Here is a 20,763-nt window from a genome sequence, read left to right on the forward strand (position 1 = left end):
AAAGAAAAGTAAAATAAGTTTATATTGTGAAAATTTTATAAAAATAATAACTTGAATAAGTAAAAATATATATTTGAGATAGTTATATAATTATGAAAATTAATAAAAAAATTTTTATATTAAAATAATATTGAAACAATTTTAAAAATTTAGTATCATTAAAGAGAAAGTGATAGAACTTTCAAAATTTATCACTTTTAGTAAATTTTGATTTCAAAATATCTAAATTTGAGGTATAAATATTTTTATTTAAAGTATTTTATAGGTTAAATTGAAGTATTTTATAGGTTAAAGTTATTTTAACTGTTATGAAATCAATTTTTAATTAATAAAGAGAGGGGAAATTATAATAGGATGGAAAAGAAAAAAATAGGCCTATGGAGTTTGGTATTTATGAATGTATCAGCTTTATATGGTATAAGATGGATAGCTAAGTCGACAGCGTCAAGCTTCGGTTTAGGATTAGGTGCAATACCTATGTGGTTATTATTCTCATTTATATATTTCGTACCAGGAGCTTTAATTTGTGCTGAATTAGCTTCTACATATCAAAAAGGTGATGGAGGTTTATATGATTGGGTTAAGGAAGCCTTTGGAGAAAAATATGGCTTTTTAGTTTCTTGGTTAAACTGGACAGCTAAAATATTTTGGTATTCTTCATTCCTAACTTTTTTAGCAGTAAATGTTTCTTATACAATAGGAAATCCAGCACTTGCAGATAATAAGATATTTGTACTTATATTATCTTTAGTAATATTCTGGATATTATCTATTATAGCAACTAAAGGAATAAGCTTTACAAAAATATTTACTAATACAGGTGCATTAGGTTCAACAATACCAAGTGCTATACTTATAATATTTTCATTTTTAGCAGTATTAGTATTGAAAAAACATGATATGGCTTCAACATATACAATAGCTTCAATGACTCCAAAACTTAATATGGATGCATTTGTTGCTATATCAGCTATAATGTTTGGTTTAGCAGGAGCAGAAACTGCAGCTAACTTTATAACAGAGATAGATAAGCCTGAAAAGAACTTCCCTAAAGCTATATTAATATCAGCTGGAATAGTTGCTTCATTATATGTATTAGGTTCTATTGCAATAACAATGATAATACCACCAGACCAAATTACTGCTTCTAAAGGTGTGTTAGATGCGCTTGCAGCTGTTTGTGAATCTTTAGGAATAGGTTCTTGGTTAGTTCAATTGATAGCTTTTGGTATAGCTTTTTCAATATTAGGAGCAATAGTTCTTTATATAGCATCACCAATAAAAATGTTATTTGGTAGTGTTAAAAAAGGAGTATTTCCAGATAGTTTGGTAGAAGTAAATAAACACAAGATACCTTCGAAAGCAGTTATACTTCAAGCAATAATAGTTACTATAATATTATTAGTGACTACATTAATGCCTTCTGTTGATGCTATATACAATGTTCTTGTAACTATGACAGCATTAACTGCATTATTCCCATATGTATTGTTATATGCTTCTTATATTAAGCTAAGAAAAGAGAGACCAGATGAAATTAGACCATATACTATGGCAAAATCAACAGGTACTTGTATAGGTTTAGCGAAAATGGTTTTAACTGTAACTGTAGTTGGTATATTATTATCAGCAGCACCAGTTATGCCTACATTTGCTGAAAATATCATATATGAAATAGAAATGATTGGTGGAGGTCTTCTAGTTATCCTATCTGGTCTATGGTTATGGAATAGATATGAAAAGAGAACAGCTAAATAAAAATGTATTTTAAATATATATTTTGGATATTATTATATATATAGTTGACAATTTATATCATAAGGAATATTATAAAATAAAGAAATTAATAAATTAAATCCTGGGATAAGAAAGAGTAAATAAATAGACTTTTACACAGAGAATTAAGGGTGCTGAGAACTTAATAAAAAGTATTTATTGAATGGGTCTTTGAGGAGTAATGTGAAATGCAGTTTAAGACTGTAGATTATCTGATATCGTGTGTGCACGTTATAGCACATATTAAGATATATATATTCAGCTTTGAGTATATATAAATTTAGGTGGTACCACGGAAAATATATCCGTCCTATTGATTTAGGACGGATTTTTTAATATATAAAATTTAGGAGGAAAGATGAACGTAATAGGAATTATAGGTGCAATGGATGAAGAAGTAAGTATATTAGTGAATTTAATGGATATTAAAGAAATTGTAAAAAAAGCTAGCTTAGAATTTCATAAAGGAACTTTAGAAGGAAAAAATGTTGTTTTAGTAAAATGTGGTATAGGAAAAGTTAACTCTGCTCTTTGTGCACAAATATTAATAAGTGAATTTGAAGTTGATGCTATTGTCAATACAGGTGTTGCGGGGGCTTTAAATGAAAATCTTAATGTCAATGATATAGTAATTTCAACTGATGCGATACAATACGATATAGATACTACTGCATTTGGAGACCCTAAAGGTGTTATACCAAGAATGGAAACATCTGTATTTAAAGCAGATGAAAGACTCGTAGAAGCTGCTTATAAATCTTCTGTAGAAGAAACAAAAACTCATAAAGTATTAAAAGGAAGAGTAGTAACAGGAGATATATTTATAAACTCTAAAGAATTAAAAGAAGAATTAGTAAATGATTTTGGCGGGTATTGTGGAGAGATGGAAGGTGGAGCTATAGCTCATGTATGTTACTTAAATAATGTTCCATTTGTCATAATAAGAGCAATGTCTGATAAAGCAGATGGAAGTGCTGGCGTTGCATATGAAGTATTTGTACATGAGGCAGCCAACAATTCTAAAGATATCGTATTAAGCATGTTAAAATCAATATAAATATATAAGGAGGTACAAATCATATGAGTGAAAAAAAGGTTATATTTAGTGGTGCACAACCATCAGGTAAGATGACTCTAGGAAACTATTTAGGAGCTATAAAAAACTGGACTGAACTTCAAGAAAATTATAATTGTTATTATAGTATTGTTGATTTACATGCAATAACAGTACCTCAAGACCCTAAAGTTTTGAGAGCTAATACTATAGAATTACTTGCTCAATATCTAGCTTGTGGATTAGATCCAGAAAAAAATACTATATTTATACAATCACATGTTAAAGAGCATGTTGAACTTATGTGGATATTAAATACAATGACTTATATGGGTGAATTAAGTAGAATGACTCAATTTAAAGATAAATCACAAAAGAGTGAAGCAAATCTAAATGCAGGATTATTTACGTATCCAGTTCTTATGGCTGCTGATATACTATTATATCAAGCTGATTTGGTTCCAGTTGGAGATGACCAAAAACAACATTTAGAGCTATCTCGTGATTTAGCAAATAGATTTAATAATAGATTTTCACCTACATTTGTAGTCCCAGAAGGATACTATCCAAAAGGTGGAGCAAGAGTAATGAGTTTACAAGAACCAACTAAGAAAATGAGTAAATCTGATTCAAATGACAACGCATTTATATTATTGGCAGATGATTCAGATACTATAAAGAGAAAGATTAAGAGAAGTGTTACTGATTCTTTAGGTGTTGTAAAGTATACTGATGAACAACCTGGTATTAAAAACTTACTTGATATATATTCTAATTTAAGTAAAAAGAGTGTAGAAGAAATTGTAAACATGTATGAAGGTAAAGGTTATGGAGTATTTAAAGAAGATGTAGCTGAAGTAGTATCAGAAGCTTTAAGACCAATAAGAGAAAAATACGTTGACCTTCTTAATAATAAAGATTATTTAGAAAAAATCTATACTATGGGAGCTGAAAAGGCTGAAAAGCAAGCTAGAAAAACTCTTAGAAAAGTTTATAAAAAGGTTGGGTTTATAGAGAGAAGATATTAATTATATTATATATCTTCTTTAGTAAATAAATATTTAAAGTTATTAAAAAAGTATATGATAGGAAATAGAGAGGATATTATTAAGATAATATCCTCTTTAGTTTTGTAATAAAAAAAGATGAGCTTTTGCTCATCTCAAAGGGGTTAGATTATTCTTACTTTGGGGAAAGTAGAATAAAGGTAAAAGTTAACTGACGTTAACTTTGTTCTTTTTTGCATATCACTACTGAGCATAAAAAAATCAGAAAACCAGAGCCTTCTGAACTAACCTTGAACATACATCCATTATACTTTATACTCAATATGTAATTTATGAATTAATTTTAACTCTTATAAAGAAAATTGTCAATAATATATCAAAAAAACGTTTTAAAAAAATTTATATATATAATTAAATGAGTTTGATTTTATGTTTAACTGATATGATACAATAATTAAGGCAATTATTTTTTATGTATTTAATAAGCCATAAAAATAATACCAATAACATATGTAAAAATTATTTTAAATAGGAAAAATAAGAGGAAAAAACATGAAAACATCAATTTTAATAGCATTAATAGAAAAAACAAGCCTTATTGTAGTATTATTTCTTCTAATAACAAAGCTAAAAACATTTAAACAAATATTTCAAAAAGAAGAATATAGCTTAAATGATTTGATTTGTATATCTTTAGTTTTTACTTTTCTAGCTATATTTGGTACTTACAATGGCATAAATTATATGGGGTCAATAGTAAATACTCGAATAATATCTATAGTATCAGGAGGCGTTTTATTTGGACCAATTGTAGGTATTACAGCAGGTTTGCTATCAGGTATACATAGGTATTTTATGGATATTGGAGGTATAACATCCATGCCATGCCTTTTATCAAGTATACTAGCAGGTGTGTTATCAGGATTTTTGTATAAGAAGATACCAAAGAAGCATAGAGTGATATATGGAATACTAGTAGGTATGATTTCTGAAAGTTTTACTATATTACTTATATATTTAATATCACAGCCTCATTCTCTGGCAATTCAAATAATTAATGGAATATACTTGCCTCTAATTGTCGGACAAATTGGTATAGGATTTGTTATATCTATAGTTGAGGGAATTGAAAAAGATAAAAAGGATATAGAAGCAAGAAATAAAGCAGAAATAAAAGCACTTCAAAGGCAAATTAATCCGCATTTTTTATTTAATTCTCTAAATACAATAGCATCCTTTATAAGATTTAATCCAGATAAAGCTAGAGAACTCATAATAAATTTATCAACTTACTTGAGATACAATCTTGAATATAGTGATAACTTGATAGACATAAATAAAGAGATTGAGCAAGTTAAATCTTTTGTAGAAATAGAAAAGGCTAGATTTGGAGATTTATTAACTATAATTTATGATATAGATGATGTAAATATAAAAATTCCAAGTTTAATTATACAACCAATAGTAGAGAATGCAATTATACATGGAGTTTTGGAAAGTGGAAGAGCTGGTGTGGTAAAAATATCTATAAAAAAATTACAACATTCATTAGAAAATACTATTAGAATATCGATTGAGGATAATGGTATAGGTATAAGTGAAGAAGTTATAAATAATGTATATCAAGATAATATGCCAGAAAATAAGATTGGACTTTATAATGTTCATTTAAGACTTAAGCTAATGTATGGAAGTGGTCTTAATATGAGAAGAACTGATAAAGGAACTTTAATTATGTTTTACGTAAAGGAGTAAGAATATGAAAGCAATAATAGTTGAGGATGAGTTTCCAGCAAGAAAAGAATTGAGATATTTTATTGAAAATAAAAGCGAGATTGAGGTAGTAAGTGAATTTACTAATGGCATAGAAGTACTAGATTTTATTCAAGAAAATAAAATAGATGTAATTTTTTTGGACATAAATATACCTCATCTTGATGGAATGTTACTTGCAAAAACATTAAATCAATTTAAAGCAAGACCCAAAATAGTATTTATAACAGCATGTGAAAATTATGCAGTAGATGCTTTTTCATTAGGTGTATTTGACTATGTACTTAAGCCTTATTCTGAGGATAGGATTACATCAATGTTGGATAAGTTAGAGAAAAGTGAAACAAATAGTAGTGAAATATCTAGTGATAATAATCATATATCTAGTGATAAAAAATGTATAATAAATCAAAATATAGAGGAAATAACACATAAAATTAGCCTTTGGAAAGGTGATAAATTGGTTGTAATAGATATTGATGATATATATTACTGTGAGGCTAATGAAAGACAGACATTTATATATACTGAAAAGGAAACATTTATACTAAAAGAGGGTATATCAGAAGTAGAAAACATAATAAATGATAAAACTTTTTTTAGAACACACAGGTCTTACATAGTAAATTTAACTAAAGTAAAAGAAATTATCCCATGGTTTAATAACACATACATATTGAAGTTAAAAGATAGTGATTATGAAGTAACTGTAAGTAGAAGTAGAATAAAAGAATTTAGGCTATTAATGCACATATAAAGTCATTTCATGTATTTAAATATGCACTTAATGTGATTAACATTTATATTAGTACAAAAAAGTATTACTATTTGAACTGGAAATAGTTTTCTTAAACTTATAAAAATTTATAAAGCAATTATAAAAAAACTAAGGGGATGAATTTATGGTAAGTTTTTTAGGTTCAATGGTGGTACTTATAGTAGGTTATTTTATTTATGGTACTTTTGTAGAAAAGGTTTTTGGAATTAATGATAAAAATCAAACTCCAGCTATAGCTTGTAGAGATGGTGTAGATTATGTTCCAATGAAATGGAAAAGAATTTTCTTAATTCAATTCTTAAATATCGCAGGTTTAGGTCCTATATTTGGTGCTATACAAGGTGCATTATTTGGGCCATCAGCATTTTTATGGATAGTATTTGGGACAATTTTTGCAGGTGGTGTACATGACTTTGCTTCTGGATATTTATCTATGAAGAATAAAGGTACATCTGCATCAGAGTTAGTAGGTTTTTACTTAGGCAATAGTGCAAAAATAGCAATGAGAATATTTAGCGTTATTCTTTTGGTATTGGTTGGAGTTGTTTTTATAACAGGTCCAGCAGGATTACTAAAAACATTAACAGGAGTAAATACACAAATATGGGTTGGAGTAATAATTCTTTATTATATAATGGCTACTGTTTTGCCAATAGATAAGTTAATTGGAAAAATATATCCTTTATTTGGAGCAGCTTTATTAATTATGGCAGTAGGTGTAGCAGGAGGATTAATAATAAAGGGATATAACATACCAAATATAAATTTACAAAATATGAATCCAAATGGAACACCCCTATTCCCGTATTTATTTATAACAATAGCATGTGGGGCAATATCAGGTTTTCATGCAACACAATCACCACTTATGGCAAGATGTGTTGAAAGAGAAAGTGAAGCAAGACCAGTATTTTATGGTTCAATGGTTGCAGAAGGAATAATAGCTTTAGTTTGGGCAGCAGCAGCTATGTCATACTTCCATGGTATACCTCAACTTAATGTAATATTTAATGATGGTGGAGCAGCTACTGTTGTTAATACAGTATCTGTTGGATTGATGGGGCCTATTGGAGGAGCTTTGGCTATACTTGGTGTTGTAGCATGTCCTATAACTTCAGGTGATACAGCATTTAGAAGTGCTAGATTAACAATAGCTGATGCAATGAACTACAATCAAGATGCAGTTAAAAATAGATTTTTAATAGCTTTACCACTATTTGCAGTAGGTGTTGCTCTTACATTTATAGATTTTAATATAATTTGGAGATACTTCTCTTGGGCAAATCAAACACTTGCTATGATAATGTTATGGACTTGTTCTGCATATTTGGTTAAAGCAAATAAAAACCACTACATAACTACATTGCCAGCGCTTTTTATGACTGTAGTAACATTTAGTTATATAATGCAGGCAAAAGAAGGTTTTAGACTACCAGTAAATATATCTAATGGAATAGGTGTTGCTGTTGCAATAATTCTTGGTATTTTATTCTTTAAAAAAGCTAAAGATATAAAAGAACAAAATACTCATAAATTAGCAAGTTAATATAATTATTATAAAAAATAAAAATATAACATTTAAATGTGTTTTAAAAATTTGTAGGTGAATTTAAACTTTGCCTACAATTTTTTTTGAAAAAATCAAATCTTACTTTTTATTGTATTTTTAATTTAGTTTTCCACATACTATTTTTATGATATAAATATTAAAATTAGAGGTGTTAAAAATGGATACTAAAAAATACAAAGATAAATTATTGAAAGAAAGAGCAAATTTGACTAATTTAGTGGGAGATATGAAAGACAATACTTTATTTGGAGATACAAATAAACATACCAGTGAAAAGTATTCATCAGGAGAGTTATCTAGTTATGATAATCATATAGGAGATATGGGAACAGATTTATATATGCAAAATATGCAAAATAGTTTAATAAATCATGAAGAAGGTAGATTGTATCAAATAGATATGGCATTATCTAAAATAGAAAATGGGACATACGGACTTTGTGATTTATGTCATAATAAAATAGATTTAGAAAGATTGGATATACTACCTGATACAAATTTATGCAATGAGTGTGCAAAAAAAGAAGAGGATTTATTAGGACACGCAAGTGAAACTCCTGAAGTGGAGGATTCTAATTTTTATTCAACAGACCTAACAAATTTAACTGATTTAAACAAAAACGGAACATTAAGAGATTAAAAAATTGACATCATATATTGTTAGAACGAATTAAGAAAAGAGGTAATGACATGAAAAAAGTAATGTGGGGTATATGTATATGTGTATTATCAATAGTAGGCGTATATACATATAGTCATAATACACATAATCAAAATAGCGTAAAAGAAGCTTATAGTCTAAATGACAATATAAAGAACGATTATGAAGATGTAATAATCAAGCAAGGAAATGAGGACGAAAAAATTTTAGCATTGACTTTTGATGATGGGCCAGATGAAGACTTTACACCACAAGTACTTGATATACTAAAGAAAAATAATGTAAAAGCAACTTTTTTTGTGGTTGGAGAAAAAGTTGCATATAACAAGGAATTACTAAAAAGACAGTATGAGGAAGGGCATGAGATAGGTAATCATACATTTACACATATAAATGTTGAAAAAAATAGTTATAATAAAGTAGAAAAAGAAATAACAGATACACAAAATGCTGTAAAGAGTGTAATTGGAGTAGAGCCCAAAATATTTAGACCTCCATATAGAGCTATGAGCAAAAGTGTATGTGATATTATAGTTTCTAAAGGTATGAATATAATTCTTTGGTCAAACTTGGACCCTAGAGATTGGTCAAATCCTGGCGTTGATAGTATTATTAATACCATTCTTACAAAAGTACAAAATGGAAATATAATACTTTTACATGATTATAATAATAAAAGAAACAATAAGTCACAGACTATACAGGCTTTGGAAGTAGTAATTCCCAAGTTAAAAGAAAAAGGGTATAAATTTGTAACAGTATCTGAACTTATACAACATTTAGATAAAAATCAACAAGTACAAAAATAAAAGATATTTGTTTAAAGACTAATGATGCTTGTAAATCTAAAATACAAGCATCATTAATCTTTAAGCTATAAAATACACAAAAAGTATTGAATAATAGAGTATTTTGAAATTTTTTATACATAATAATGTAATTTTAAATTTGTAGCAATTTATAATATAGAAGGGTTAATATTATTTTTGATTAGTTTTACTAAAAAATTCAATTTTAACAGAGTTGCTCTTTATAGTATTTTTTTTGTATAATGGTAATAGTGAATTTCAATCAAAATTGATTTTTAAATAATTTATAGGGGGAAAAATCATTGTTATATGTGTTAATAATAATTCTGCTTATAGGATTAGACCAATTGTCTAAACTATGGGTGTTAAATAATTTGGTGAATGTATCTACAATACCAATAATAAAGAATGTATTTCATCTAACTTATGTTGAAAATAGAGGTGCAGCATTTGGACTATTACAAAATAATCAATGGATATTTATAATAGTTGCACTAATTGCAACAGTATTTGGGTTATATTATCTCAATACAAGAAAAGTACATACATCTGGAAAGTTGGGAGTCATATTAATAATATCTGGTGCATTAGGAAATCTAATTGATAGAGTTAGATTAGGGTTTGTAGTAGATTATTTTGACTTTAGGATTATATGGGAGTATGTATTTAATGTAGCTGATGTATTTGTAGTTGTAGGAACTGTATTTTTATGTATATATGTTTTATTTTTTGAAAGTAAAAGTAGGTGATTTGATGGAGAATGTAAGAGAGTTTTTAGTGCTTGAAGAGGAAGAAGAGGTTAGACTTGATGTTTATCTAGCAGAACAATTAGGAGATATGTCAAGAAGCTACATACAAAAAATTATAAAAGATGATAAAGTAAAAGTTAATAATAAAGTAGAAAAAGCAAAATATTTAGTTAAAGAAGAAGATAAGATTATTATAGAAATACCAGAACCTAAAGTTCTAGAGGTTGTAGCTCAAAATATACCAATAGATATTGTATTTGAAGATGATGATATTTTAATAATTAACAAGTCTCAGGATATGGTTGTTCACCCTGCTCCTGGAAATTATGAAAATACATTGGTAAATGGAATTTTGTATCATTGTAAAGATAAGTTATCATCAATAAATGGTGTTATTAGACCTGGTATAGTTCATAGAATAGACAAAGATACTTCTGGTCTTCTTATGGTAGCTAAAAATAATTATGCACATAATTTTTTAGCAGAACAATTAAAAGAGCATTCTATAACTAGGGAGTATGAATTTATATGTTATGGTGTAGTTAAAGAAGATAAAATAACTGTAGACAAACCAATAGGAAGAAATCCTAAGGATAGATTAAAAATGGCTGTAGTAAAGGATGGAAGAAATGCAGTAACTCATTTTGAAGTGGTAGAAAGATTTGATAAATTTACTCATATGAGAGCTAGACTTGAAACTGGTAGAACTCATCAAATAAGAGTTCATGCCTCATCTATAAATCATCCGCTTTTAGGTGATAGTGTATATGGACCTAAAGAAAATAAGTTTAAACTAAAGGGACAAACTTTACATGCTAAGAAATTGGGATTTATACATCCTACCACTAAGGAATATATTGAATTTGATTCAGAATTACCAGAATACTTTAAGGAAGTTCTTAGAAAAATTAAATAAAAGTTTGTATGATATTATAAATCATCTAATTATATTTATACAAGTGATAAAATTAGTGAAGTTTAGCTAAAATATTTTATATTAAAGTATTTTGATTAAAAAAGCTTGAAAAATTTGAAATATAAATATATAATTTGAGTTAATGGAGTATAAAAATTATCTTTAAACGATACAGAGATATCGTAAGACAATTGCTGAATTAGACTATATATTTTTTTATATAAAAGCTTCTTGTCTTGTGATGAGAAGTTTTTTGTTGTTTAAATTGAAAATTTTAATAAAGTGGTTCTATAAAAATTTAAGAGAGAGGAGTAGATTTGTCAAAATAAAAGAGAATATATTTTTTTGACAATAGTTATGATATGGTAGAAAAAGCTCAATTAATGGATGAAAAGGCTATAGCAAGAGCAATTACTAGGATAAGTCATGAGATAATTGAAAGAAATAAAGGTGTAGAAAACCTAGTCTTAGTTGGAATAAAGACTAGAGGTGTACCAATCGCAAATAGAATATCTAAAAAAATAGAACAAATAGAAGGAACAAAAGTAGATACTGGTGATATTGATATAACACTTTATAGAGATGACTTAGAAAAAATTAATGTTGAACCAGTAGTCAAAGGAACATATCTAGATTTTAATGTAGATGATAAAACAGTAGTTTTAGTTGATGATGTGTTATATACAGGAAGAACTGTAAGAGCAGCACTTGATGCTATTATTGATATAGGAAGACCTAAATCAATACAATTAGCAGTATTAGTGGACAGAGGACATAGAGAATTGCCTATAAGAGCAGATTATGTAGGAAAAAATGTCCCTACTTCAAGACATGAAATTATATCTGTTAGTTTATTAGAAATTGATGGAGAAGATTCAGTTACAATCAAAGAATAGTGGTTTTTTAATATTATATAAAAGCTCAGCATTGTATAGTCATGGAGGAGGATAAAGCTTACATATATTGCACAAAATAAATAATACAAGTTTATTAATGTGTATATTAATGTAGTCTCTATTCTCCTTTATTTTGGTTTTCAATGTCGTAAAATGTAAAAAAATGATAGTTTGTACAGTAAGTATATAGAGATTAAAAAATAGAATCTAGGGAATTATAATTAATTAAAAGATATTAATTGAACAAAGGATTTATTCATATATAATAATTTTTGGAGGTTTTTATGAAAAAAACGATAATGTCTTTACAACATTTATTGGCCATGTTTGGAGCGACAGTATTAGTTCCCATTTTAACAGGCTTTAATCCATCAGTTGCAATTTTTTGCGCTGGTGTTGGTACATTGATATTTCATTTTTGTACAGAAGGAAAAGTACCTGCATTTTTAGGTTCAAGTTTTGCTTTTATTCCTGTTATACTAGCAGCTAAAGAAGCTTATGGAGGAGATTTGGCATATGCTCAGGGTGGTATAATAGTAGCAGGATTAATTTATATTATAATGTCAATTATAGTAAAATTAGTTGGGGTGGATAAAATTAAGTTATATTTTCCAGCACAAGTTACAGGAGCTATGATAGCAGTTATAGGTTTGAATTTATTACCAACGGCTTTTAATATGGCTTCAGCTAATTTTATAATAGCTTTTTTGACTTTAGCAATAGCAATTTTGACTAATAAGTTTGGTAGAGGATTTATAAAACAATTAGGTATATTAATAGCTGTTTTTTCTGGATATATAATATGTTTGGTACTAGGATTAGTAGACATAACTACAATTACAGAAGCAAGTTTACTTGCTATACCTGACTTTACAATTCCTAAATTTAGCTTAGGAGCAATTGTGATTATATCTCCAGTTGTTTTAGCTGTATTTATGGAGCATATAGGAGATATGACTACTAATGGTGCTGTTGTAGGAAAAAACTTTATAGAGAATCCAGGATTAAACAGAACATTACTTGGTGATGGATTTGCAACTATAGTAGCAGGATGCTTAGGTGGACCAGCTAACACTACTTATGGGGAAAATACAGCAGTACTGGCGATAACTAAAAACTATGACCCTTCAATACTTAGACGTACAGCAGTATTTGCTATATTGCTTGCATGTGTAGGGAAGTTTGGAGGATTTCTTCAAAGTATACCAGGTTCAGTTATGGGTGGAATCAGTATAATGCTATTTTCAATGATAACTTATGTTGGATTAAAAACTATAAAAGATAGTTCTTGTGTAGAAAGTAAAGTAAATATATTGATAATAGCAGTTATATTATTGATAGGTCTTGGAACAACTTACTTATCTAATAAAGGGATTTCTATAGGAATTCCTATAACAAGTACTGTAAAGATAACTGGTCTTAGTTTGGCTGCGATTGTAGGTATTGTACTAAATAGAATATTGAATAATCAAGATTTTAAAGTTGAAAAATAATAATTAATTAAGTATATATTATTTTAAATTATCAATTTTTTATAGACATTGGCAATCAATGTTGATATAATGATTAAAAATAAATAAAAGAAAGGGTAAGGTAACTGGGAAGATGAGAATATAATCTATTTTTTATAATTTAAAGTATTGTAAATTTTGAAAAGCCTATATTGGTGGCTTTATTTATAATGCTTAAATTAAGGAGAGTAGATTATAGTCTATACGTTTAGTTATTGTGCCTATTTATGTAAATCTCTCCTTATATTTAAGTATACCAGGGAGGGATTTTTTTATGATGTTAATAAAAGTAGAAAATTTAAAAAAATATTATGCTGATAAATTAATTTTGGATATAGATAAACTTGAAATATTAGAGAATGAGAGAATAGGTTTAGTGGGTTCAAATGGTCAGGGAAAAACAACTTTATTAAAAGCAATATTGGGTGAAATAGAAATTGATGAAGGTTGTGTTTATCTTACAGATAGCTATTCATATATAAGTCAGAGTGAAAATAATATTGAAAAATGTAATGATAGTAAAGAAAAAAGTCTATTAAATGCGCCAGATAAATTTGAAGATTATTTATCTGGAGGAGAAAAAGTTAAGCTAAAGATAGCAGATGCACTGAATAATAAGAAAAATATAATAATAGCAGATGAACCAACTTCAAATTTAGATAAAAAGAGTATAGATATTTTGGAAAATATGTTTAAGAGACATAAAGGAGCATTATTATTAATATCTCATGACAGACGTTTTTTAGATGAATTATGTACAACTATATTGGAATTGGAAGGTGGCAAATTAAAAGTTTATAAAGGTAATTACACTGATTATTTAGAACAAAAGGATGCGGATACAAAAAGATCTGACTTTGAATATCATGAATATATAAATGAGAAAAAAAGATTGGAGAAAGCTCTTTTAGGCAAAAAAGCTTTAAGTGATGGTATAAGGAAGACTCCAAAACGAATGGGGAATTCAGAAGCTAGACTCCATAAAATGGGTGGTCAAACAAATAAGAAAAAAATAGATTCAAGTGTAAAAGCATTAAAAAGTAGAATTGAGAAATTGGAAGTAAAGGATAAGCCTAAAGTTTGTACAGATATGAATATTAAAATACAGGATGGTATGGAAATAATCAGCAAAAACTTAGTGGAATTAAAGGATTTAAGTTTAAATGTAGAAAATAAACTTTTATTGGATAATATCTCTTTCAAGGTAAAAAGAGGTAAGAAAATAGCTTTATTAGGCGATAATGGATGTGGAAAAAGTACTCTGATAAAAGAAATACTTAGTAATAAAAATGATTGTATAAGGATAAATAACAAAGTAAAGATAGGTTATTTTGACCAAAATCAAGATTTATTAGATGAGGAAAAGAGTATTTTGTACAATATCAAAGCAAATAGTTCATTTGCTGAGTCTTTTATAAGAATAAATTTAAATTTATTTGGATTTAAAGGTGATACTGTTTATAAAAAAGTTAAAGTTCTTAGTGGGGGTGAAAAAGTAAAGATAGCTCTATGCAAAATAATACTAGAAGATAATAATTTTTTAGTTCTTGATGAGCCAACTAATTACTTGGATATAAAATCTATGGAAGCATTGGAAAAAGCATTGATAAATACTGATAAAACTATGCTTATAGTATCTCATGATAGAGTATTTATATCTCATATTTGTGACTATTTTTTAGAAATAAAAGATAAGAATATAAAGGAGTTTGATTGTAACTATAGTGATTATATCATTAGTAGAAATAAAAAAACTTCTAGTAGAGAAAGTAAAGTTAAACAAGAAAATCTTTTAGTATTAGAAAATAGACTTACAAACATTATATCTATGCTGTCAATAGAAAAAGATAATGCAAAAAAAGAGTGTTATGAATTAGAATATAATGAGCTATTAGAAAAAATTAGACGTATAAAAAATAATGCTCAAAATTAAACTAATCGTTGTTTTTTTATAAAAATAGAAATTAATCAATTTAAATATAAGTATTGATTATTAAAAAACTAAAAATAAACAAATTTAAAAGTGGCATTCTTATACAATAAGAATGCCACTACTTTTAGTTAATATGATAAATATATTATTATTTACCAGTCAGAAATTTTTATATCTATGAGATATATTTTATTCGGATTTAATTTTAAGCTTAGCTACCATTTCTTCTTCAGGAGTAACATAAATAGTACTATTAGTTTCATAGATAACCATACCAGGTTTAGAACCACTAGGTTTCTTTACATTTTTTTTCTTTGTGTAGTCCACAGGTACTTGAGAAGAAATCTTTGATTTGCTAAAAAATGCAGCTAACATAGCTCCTTCAAATATAGTATTATCAGTAATTTCTTTACCAGCACATTTTATTATTACGTGAGAACCTGGAATATTTTTTGTATGCATCCATAAGTCATCATTATCAGCAAGCCTTAATGTAAGATAATCATTTTGTTTGTTGTTTTTTCCAACCAAGATTTTAAATCCATCAGAAGAAATAAATTCATGAGGTTTTGTAGAAGGAATAGTGTCTTTTTTACTACTTTTCTTTTGGGCTTTGATATATCCAACTTTACCAAGTTCTTCTTTTATATCTTGTAATTCAGCCAAATTTTCACAGTTTTCAATACTCAAAATTATGTTTTCTAAGTAATCTATTTCTTCTTTGTTTAATGAAATTTGGTGAGATATTTCAACTTTGGCATGTTTCATTTTAGTATACTTTTTAAAATATTTTTGAGCGTTTTCAGATGGAGTCAAATTTTTATTTAATTCTATTGTTACATTTTTACACTCTTCATCATAGAAGTTGGCAACATCAACACTTTCCATCCCTTTTTCTACCATATATATATAAGATGTAATTAGTTCACCCTTTACTTTATAAATATCTGCATTTTCAGACTCTAATAATTCTTCTTCTTGTTTTCTAAGTTTGTTATAAAGTCTATCCAGTTTAACAGATATGCTTTTCTTTAAGTCAGATGAACGTTGATTGATTCTATCTTTAATATCTTTAGTTCTGTAGAAATCCTCTAGTATATTAGAGATGCTTTCTTTATTGATATATGATAAATCATTAAACAATGTAAGATTGACACAACTGAAATCAACGACTTTATCTAATTTTTTATCTATAACAATACAAGGTGAAAACTTATTAGAATTTATATCATTAAATAAACTACAAAATTCTTTGTATAAAGAATCAAACTGTTGACTAGATATATCTTTGCTAATAGCGTTTTGATTTACATCTGCTCTATAACAAATTTCTTTGGCGATAGTAGGGCTTATACCTAAAAATTTAGAATATATAGACTTAAAAATAGGTCCATCAAATTCATTTAGATTGTTAATAAACGAATCTTTAGATATATTATCAAGAGGGTTAAGTTTATCTTGCTTTGGTGGCAATGAGTAACTATGTCCAGGTAAAACCTGACGAACTCTACTTATACTAAAAGGCACTCTTTTTATAGAATCTATAATTTTATCATCTTCATTATGAGTTACTATTATATTACTATGTCTTCCCATAATTTCAATTATAATATTTTTGATTGTCTTTTCTTTTAATTCATCTAAAGATTCAACACTGATTTTTATTATTCTTTCAAAACCAATTTGAGAAATTTCTATAATATTTCCACCTTGTATATATTTTCGAAGCAACATACAAAACATAGGCGCCTTTAGCGGATTTTCTTTTTTATAATTGCTTGTTAAATAAACCCTAGGATTTGAAGCACTTGCACTTAAAACCAATCTAAAATTTTCTTTGTTGTTTCTTATATTAAAAATTACTTCATCATCTTCAGGTTGATGAATCTTATCTATTTTTCCACCTGTAAGCTTTGATGATAATTCATCTACTATTGAATGTATAACTAATCCATCTAATGCCATGTATAGCACCCCTTTCTTTGACCAAAATAAGTCAGTAAATTAATTATACACATAATATATGCTCTATGACTAGGGGGAATTTAAACAACATGGATTAATGTGTAAATTTTATAATTATTTATACTTACAGGATATACTCACAAGAGAATAGGAAGTATATTTTTAAATTAATAATTTAAATTTGCTTAAATATAAAACAAATGTAGTATAATTAGTGTGTAAAGAATAACTTATAAAAGTATATAAACTTTACAAAGCTAAATAAATATTAAAGCTGTATAGTATATGAATATGAAAGAAGGTTGAAAAAATGAAATTTATTGATTTAAGAAGTGATACTGTTACTATGCCTACTGATGAAATGAGAGAAGCCATGGCAAAGGCTCCTGTTGGAGATTCAATCTTTAGAGATGACCCTACTGTAAATAAACTTGAAGAATTAGCAGCAGCTAAAGTTGGAAAAGAAGATGCTATTTTCCTTCCAAGTGGAACTTTTGGAAATCAGTTAGCTTTGTTTACTCACTGCCTAAGAGGTCAAGAAATCATTATTGGTAAAGGGTATCATATTGTGACTCATGAAGTTGGAGCACCTGCTGTAATAGCTGGAGTTCAACTTAGAACTATAGATGAAGATGAAAGTGGAGCTCTTAATCCTGAGCTTGTTGAGAAGGCTATTAGGAGAGATGATATACATGAACCACAAACAGGTCTTATATGTGTAGAAAATGCATATTCAGGTGGAACTGTTGTAAGCCTTGACAATTTAAAAGAAATTAAAAAAATAGCTGAAAAACACAATTTACCAGTGCATTTAGATGGAGCAAGATTATTCAATGCAGCATTAACTTTAGGTGTAGAAGCTAAAGAAATTGCACAATGTTGTGACAGTGTTATGTTCTGTGTATCAAAAGGTTTAGCTGCACCAATGGGTTCTATTCTTGCTGGAAGTAAAGAATTTATAGCAAAAGCTAGAAGAAAGCAAAAAGTTATGGGTGGAGGCATGAGACAAGTTGGTATAGTTGCAGCAGCTGGTATAATTGCCATTGAAAAAATGACACTGAGATTAAATGAGGACCATGATAATGCAAAATATTTAGCTTGTGAGTTGGATAAAATTGAAGGAATTGAAGTAAATAACACTAGTCCAGACCTGAGTATGGTATTCTTTAAAATGAGTGAAGATGTAATAAAAGAAGATGTTTTAATAAAAGAGTTTTTTGAAAGAAATATAAAAATCAATAAAATGGAAAATGGGGAGTATAGATTTGTAACTCATGTAGATATTACTAGAGAAGATTTAGATTATGTTTTAAAAACACTTAAAGAATTAATAGGTGTATGCTAATTAGGTATGTTCAAAAAACTAAATAGAAGATGCTAAATATTTTATTTAAAAAATTCATATACAGTTTAAATAAACTATACATAAAATTCATATAGAAATATTATTATATAAACATAGAAAGAACTAGCTTAAAAACATAATATAATTACCCTAATTGTAATGGCAACTCTCCCTCACATCCTCAAATTATAGTTGTCATTACAAAACTTTTCCCATAAATTATAAGTTTATGGGAATTTTTTTATGTTATAATAGTTTAAGTGTTAATTTACAAAGGAGCGATACTTATGAAATTTTGGAAACTACATGGAATAGGCAATGATTTTATTGCAATAGATGGAAGATTTGACCAAATAGATTCATCAAATTATACTGTTTTAGCAAAAAAAGTATGCCATAGAAGATTTTCTGTAGGTGCGGATGGGTTACTAGTTGTAAAAAATTCAGAAATTGCAGATGTAGAAATGGTGTATTATAATTCTGATGGTTCAAGAGCAGCTATGTGTGGAAATGGACTTAGATGTTTTTGTAAGTTTGTTTATGATAATGGCATAGTTAAAAAAGAAAACTTTACAGTAGATACACTAGATGGTGTAAAAAATATAAAAATAAACACTATAAATGGAGAAATAAATACTATAAAAGTTAATATGGGAAAAGGAAGTTTTTTAGCTAAAGATGTTCCTGTGTTAACTGATGAAGAACGTTTTGTACAAGAAAATATAAAAGTTTTAGATAAAGAGTTTAAGATTACATCTATGTTGATGGGGGTTCCTCACACTGTGGTTATAGTGGATGAATTAAATGTAGATGAAGTTTGTAAATATGGAAAAGAGATTGAAAATAATAAAATATTTCCGAAAAAGACGAATGTAAATTTTGTAAAAGTAGAAGATAAGTATAATATACATGTCTATACTTGGGAAAGAGGTTGTGGATATACTTTAGGATGTGGAACAGGTATGACTGCATCAGCAATAGTATGTAATTTACTTGATATGGTAGAAAATAGTGTAAATGTGACTTCTCAAGGTGGAACAGTACGAATAGATATAGGAGAGTTTTCTTATATGACAGGTCCAGCAGTAAAAATATGTGAAGGTGTTTTGGAGGTTTAGGTAATGGCTATAAGTATGACTGGTTTTGGAAGAGGAGAATACAAAGACGACAACTATTATTTTTTAGTAGAATGTAAAACAATAAATCATAAATATTCAGATATAAATATACGTCTTCCAAGAAAAATTTCATTTTTAGAGGATAAAGTTAGAAATTTAGTAAAAAACTATGTAAAAAGAGGAAGAGTTGATTTATACATAAAATTTGACTTATTAGGCAAAGAAGATGTAAACTTAAATTTTGATGAAGGATTAGCATCTCAATATATAGATATCTTAAAGGAAATAAAAGACAAATTTGATATTATAGATGATATTAGTGTTATGAATGTTGCAAGATTTCCTGATATTATAAAAATAGAAGAAAAAGATGAAGATGAAGATTTACTATGGTCGATGTTAAATCAAGCTGTAGAAGATGCAATGATAAAACTAAGAGAAATGAGAAGTGAAGAAGGTAAAAAACTAGCTGAAGATATTACCATGAGATGTGACTTATTAAAAAATCATATAGAAGAAATTGAAAAATATTCAAGTAGTGTTGTAGAAGACTATAGAGAAAAACTAAATTCAAGAATAAGTGAAATGCTAGAAGACCCAAGTATAATAGATGAAAATAGGTTAGCACAAGAAGTTGCAATATATGCAGATAAAAGTAGTATAACAGAAGAGATAGTTAGGTTTAAAAGTCATATTGGTCAGCTTAAAAAAACTATATTTAAAGACGATTCTATAGGTAGAAAAATTGATTTCTTAATACAGGAGATGAACAGAGAAACTAATACAATAGGTTCAAAATCATCTGATATAAATATAACTAATTTAGTAGTAGAAGTGAAAAGTGAGTTAGAAAAAATAAGAGAACAAATACAAAACATAGAGTAAGAATACAATATTAGAAG

17 protein-coding genes and 1 other annotated feature are annotated in these 20,763 nt (G+C 27.5%); of the genes, 16 read left to right on the top strand and 1 reads right to left on the bottom strand.

Annotation, left to right across the window (positions count from 1 at the left end; genetic code table 11):
- Positions 1-354: 354 nt before the first annotated feature.
- The 13 genes from IC214_RS10915 (at position 355) to cplR (ending at position 15,433) form a co-directional block, all read left to right on the top strand.
- The gene (locus IC214_RS10915) at positions 355-1,758 is read left to right on the top strand and encodes an APC family permease (RefSeq protein ID WP_227432454.1); all 1,404 of its coding nucleotides are present in this window, start codon (positions 355-357) and stop codon (positions 1,756-1,758) included.
- A 93-nt stretch (positions 1,759-1,851) separates the two neighbouring features.
- Positions 1,852-2,092 (top strand) — a binding site (T-box leader).
- Between the two features lie 42 nt (positions 2,093-2,134).
- Positions 2,135-2,833 carry a 5'-methylthioadenosine/adenosylhomocysteine nucleosidase gene (locus IC214_RS10920; RefSeq protein ID WP_227432455.1) on the top strand — a complete coding sequence of 233 codons (699 nt, stop codon included), beginning with the start codon at positions 2,135-2,137 and terminating at the stop codon, positions 2,831-2,833.
- Positions 2,834-2,856: 23 nt separating this feature from the next.
- Positions 2,857-3,858, top strand: a complete 1,002-nt coding sequence (trpS, locus tag IC214_RS10925) for a tryptophan--tRNA ligase (protein WP_227482885.1) — start codon at positions 2,857-2,859, stop codon at positions 3,856-3,858.
- 531 nt (positions 3,859-4,389) lie between these two features.
- Positions 4,390-5,592: a sensor histidine kinase gene (locus IC214_RS10930; RefSeq protein ID WP_227432457.1), complete on the top strand. Its 1,203-nt coding sequence runs from the start codon at positions 4,390-4,392 to the stop codon at positions 5,590-5,592.
- A 4-nt stretch (positions 5,593-5,596) separates the two neighbouring features.
- The gene (locus IC214_RS10935) at positions 5,597-6,367 is read left to right on the top strand and encodes a LytR/AlgR family response regulator transcription factor (RefSeq protein ID WP_227866653.1); all 771 of its coding nucleotides are present in this window, start codon (positions 5,597-5,599) and stop codon (positions 6,365-6,367) included.
- A gap of 145 nt (positions 6,368-6,512) precedes the next feature.
- Positions 6,513-7,934, top strand: coding sequence for a carbon starvation protein A (locus IC214_RS10940; protein ID WP_227866654.1), 1,422 nt, complete (start codon positions 6,513-6,515; stop codon positions 7,932-7,934).
- A gap of 181 nt (positions 7,935-8,115) precedes the next feature.
- Positions 8,116-8,598, top strand: a complete 483-nt coding sequence (locus tag IC214_RS10945; RefSeq protein ID WP_227432460.1) for a TraR/DksA C4-type zinc finger protein — start codon at positions 8,116-8,118, stop codon at positions 8,596-8,598.
- A 50-nt stretch (positions 8,599-8,648) separates the two neighbouring features.
- Entirely contained in the window at positions 8,649-9,428 is a 780-nt protein-coding gene (locus tag IC214_RS10950) for a polysaccharide deacetylase family protein (RefSeq protein ID WP_227432461.1), read from the top strand.
- Between the two features lie 302 nt (positions 9,429-9,730).
- Positions 9,731-10,177 carry a signal peptidase II gene (lspA, locus tag IC214_RS10955; RefSeq protein WP_227866655.1) on the top strand — a complete coding sequence of 149 codons (447 nt, stop codon included), beginning with the start codon at positions 9,731-9,733 and terminating at the stop codon, positions 10,175-10,177.
- Positions 10,146-11,093: an RluA family pseudouridine synthase gene (locus IC214_RS10960; RefSeq protein WP_413926660.1), complete on the top strand. Its 948-nt coding sequence runs from the start codon at positions 10,146-10,148 to the stop codon at positions 11,091-11,093. Before lspA ends, IC214_RS10960 begins: the two co-directional genes overlap by 32 nt.
- Positions 11,094-11,455: 362 nt before the next feature.
- Entirely contained in the window at positions 11,456-11,989 is a 534-nt protein-coding gene (pyrR, locus tag IC214_RS10965; protein ID WP_227432464.1) for a bifunctional pyr operon transcriptional regulator/uracil phosphoribosyltransferase PyrR, read from the top strand.
- Between the two features lie 284 nt (positions 11,990-12,273).
- Positions 12,274-13,482, top strand: a complete 1,209-nt coding sequence (locus IC214_RS10970; protein ID WP_227432465.1) for a uracil-xanthine permease family protein — start codon at positions 12,274-12,276, stop codon at positions 13,480-13,482.
- A 292-nt stretch (positions 13,483-13,774) separates the two neighbouring features.
- Positions 13,775-15,433, top strand: coding sequence for an ABC-F type ribosomal protection protein CplR (gene cplR / locus IC214_RS10975; RefSeq protein WP_227482883.1), 1,659 nt, complete (start codon positions 13,775-13,777; stop codon positions 15,431-15,433).
- Positions 15,434-15,622: 189 nt separating this feature from the next.
- On the opposite strand, the gene IC214_RS10980 is transcribed toward cplR, so the two are convergent.
- Positions 15,623-17,398, bottom strand: a complete 1,776-nt coding sequence (locus IC214_RS10980; protein ID WP_227432466.1) for an NFACT family protein — start codon at positions 17,396-17,398, stop codon at positions 15,623-15,625.
- A 310-nt stretch (positions 17,399-17,708) separates the two neighbouring features.
- On the opposite strand from IC214_RS10980, the gene ltaE reads away from it, so the two are divergent.
- From ltaE to IC214_RS10995, 3 genes are all read left to right on the top strand, one after another.
- A complete protein-coding gene (ltaE, locus tag IC214_RS10985; RefSeq protein ID WP_227432467.1) occupies positions 17,709-18,743 on the top strand; it encodes a low-specificity L-threonine aldolase in 1,035 nt (344 codons plus the stop codon).
- Positions 18,744-19,030: 287 nt separating this feature from the next.
- Positions 19,031-19,861, top strand: a complete 831-nt coding sequence (dapF, locus tag IC214_RS10990; protein ID WP_227482881.1) for a diaminopimelate epimerase — start codon at positions 19,031-19,033, stop codon at positions 19,859-19,861.
- A gap of 3 nt (positions 19,862-19,864) precedes the next feature.
- The gene (locus IC214_RS10995; RefSeq protein ID WP_227482880.1) at positions 19,865-20,746 is read left to right on the top strand and encodes a YicC/YloC family endoribonuclease; all 882 of its coding nucleotides are present in this window, start codon (positions 19,865-19,867) and stop codon (positions 20,744-20,746) included.
- Positions 20,747-20,763 lie beyond the last annotated feature (17 nt).

It is taken from the genome of Clostridioides sp. ES-S-0190-01 (assembly GCF_020658275.1).
Classification (GTDB): Bacteria; Bacillota; Clostridia; order Peptostreptococcales; family Peptostreptococcaceae; genus Clostridioides.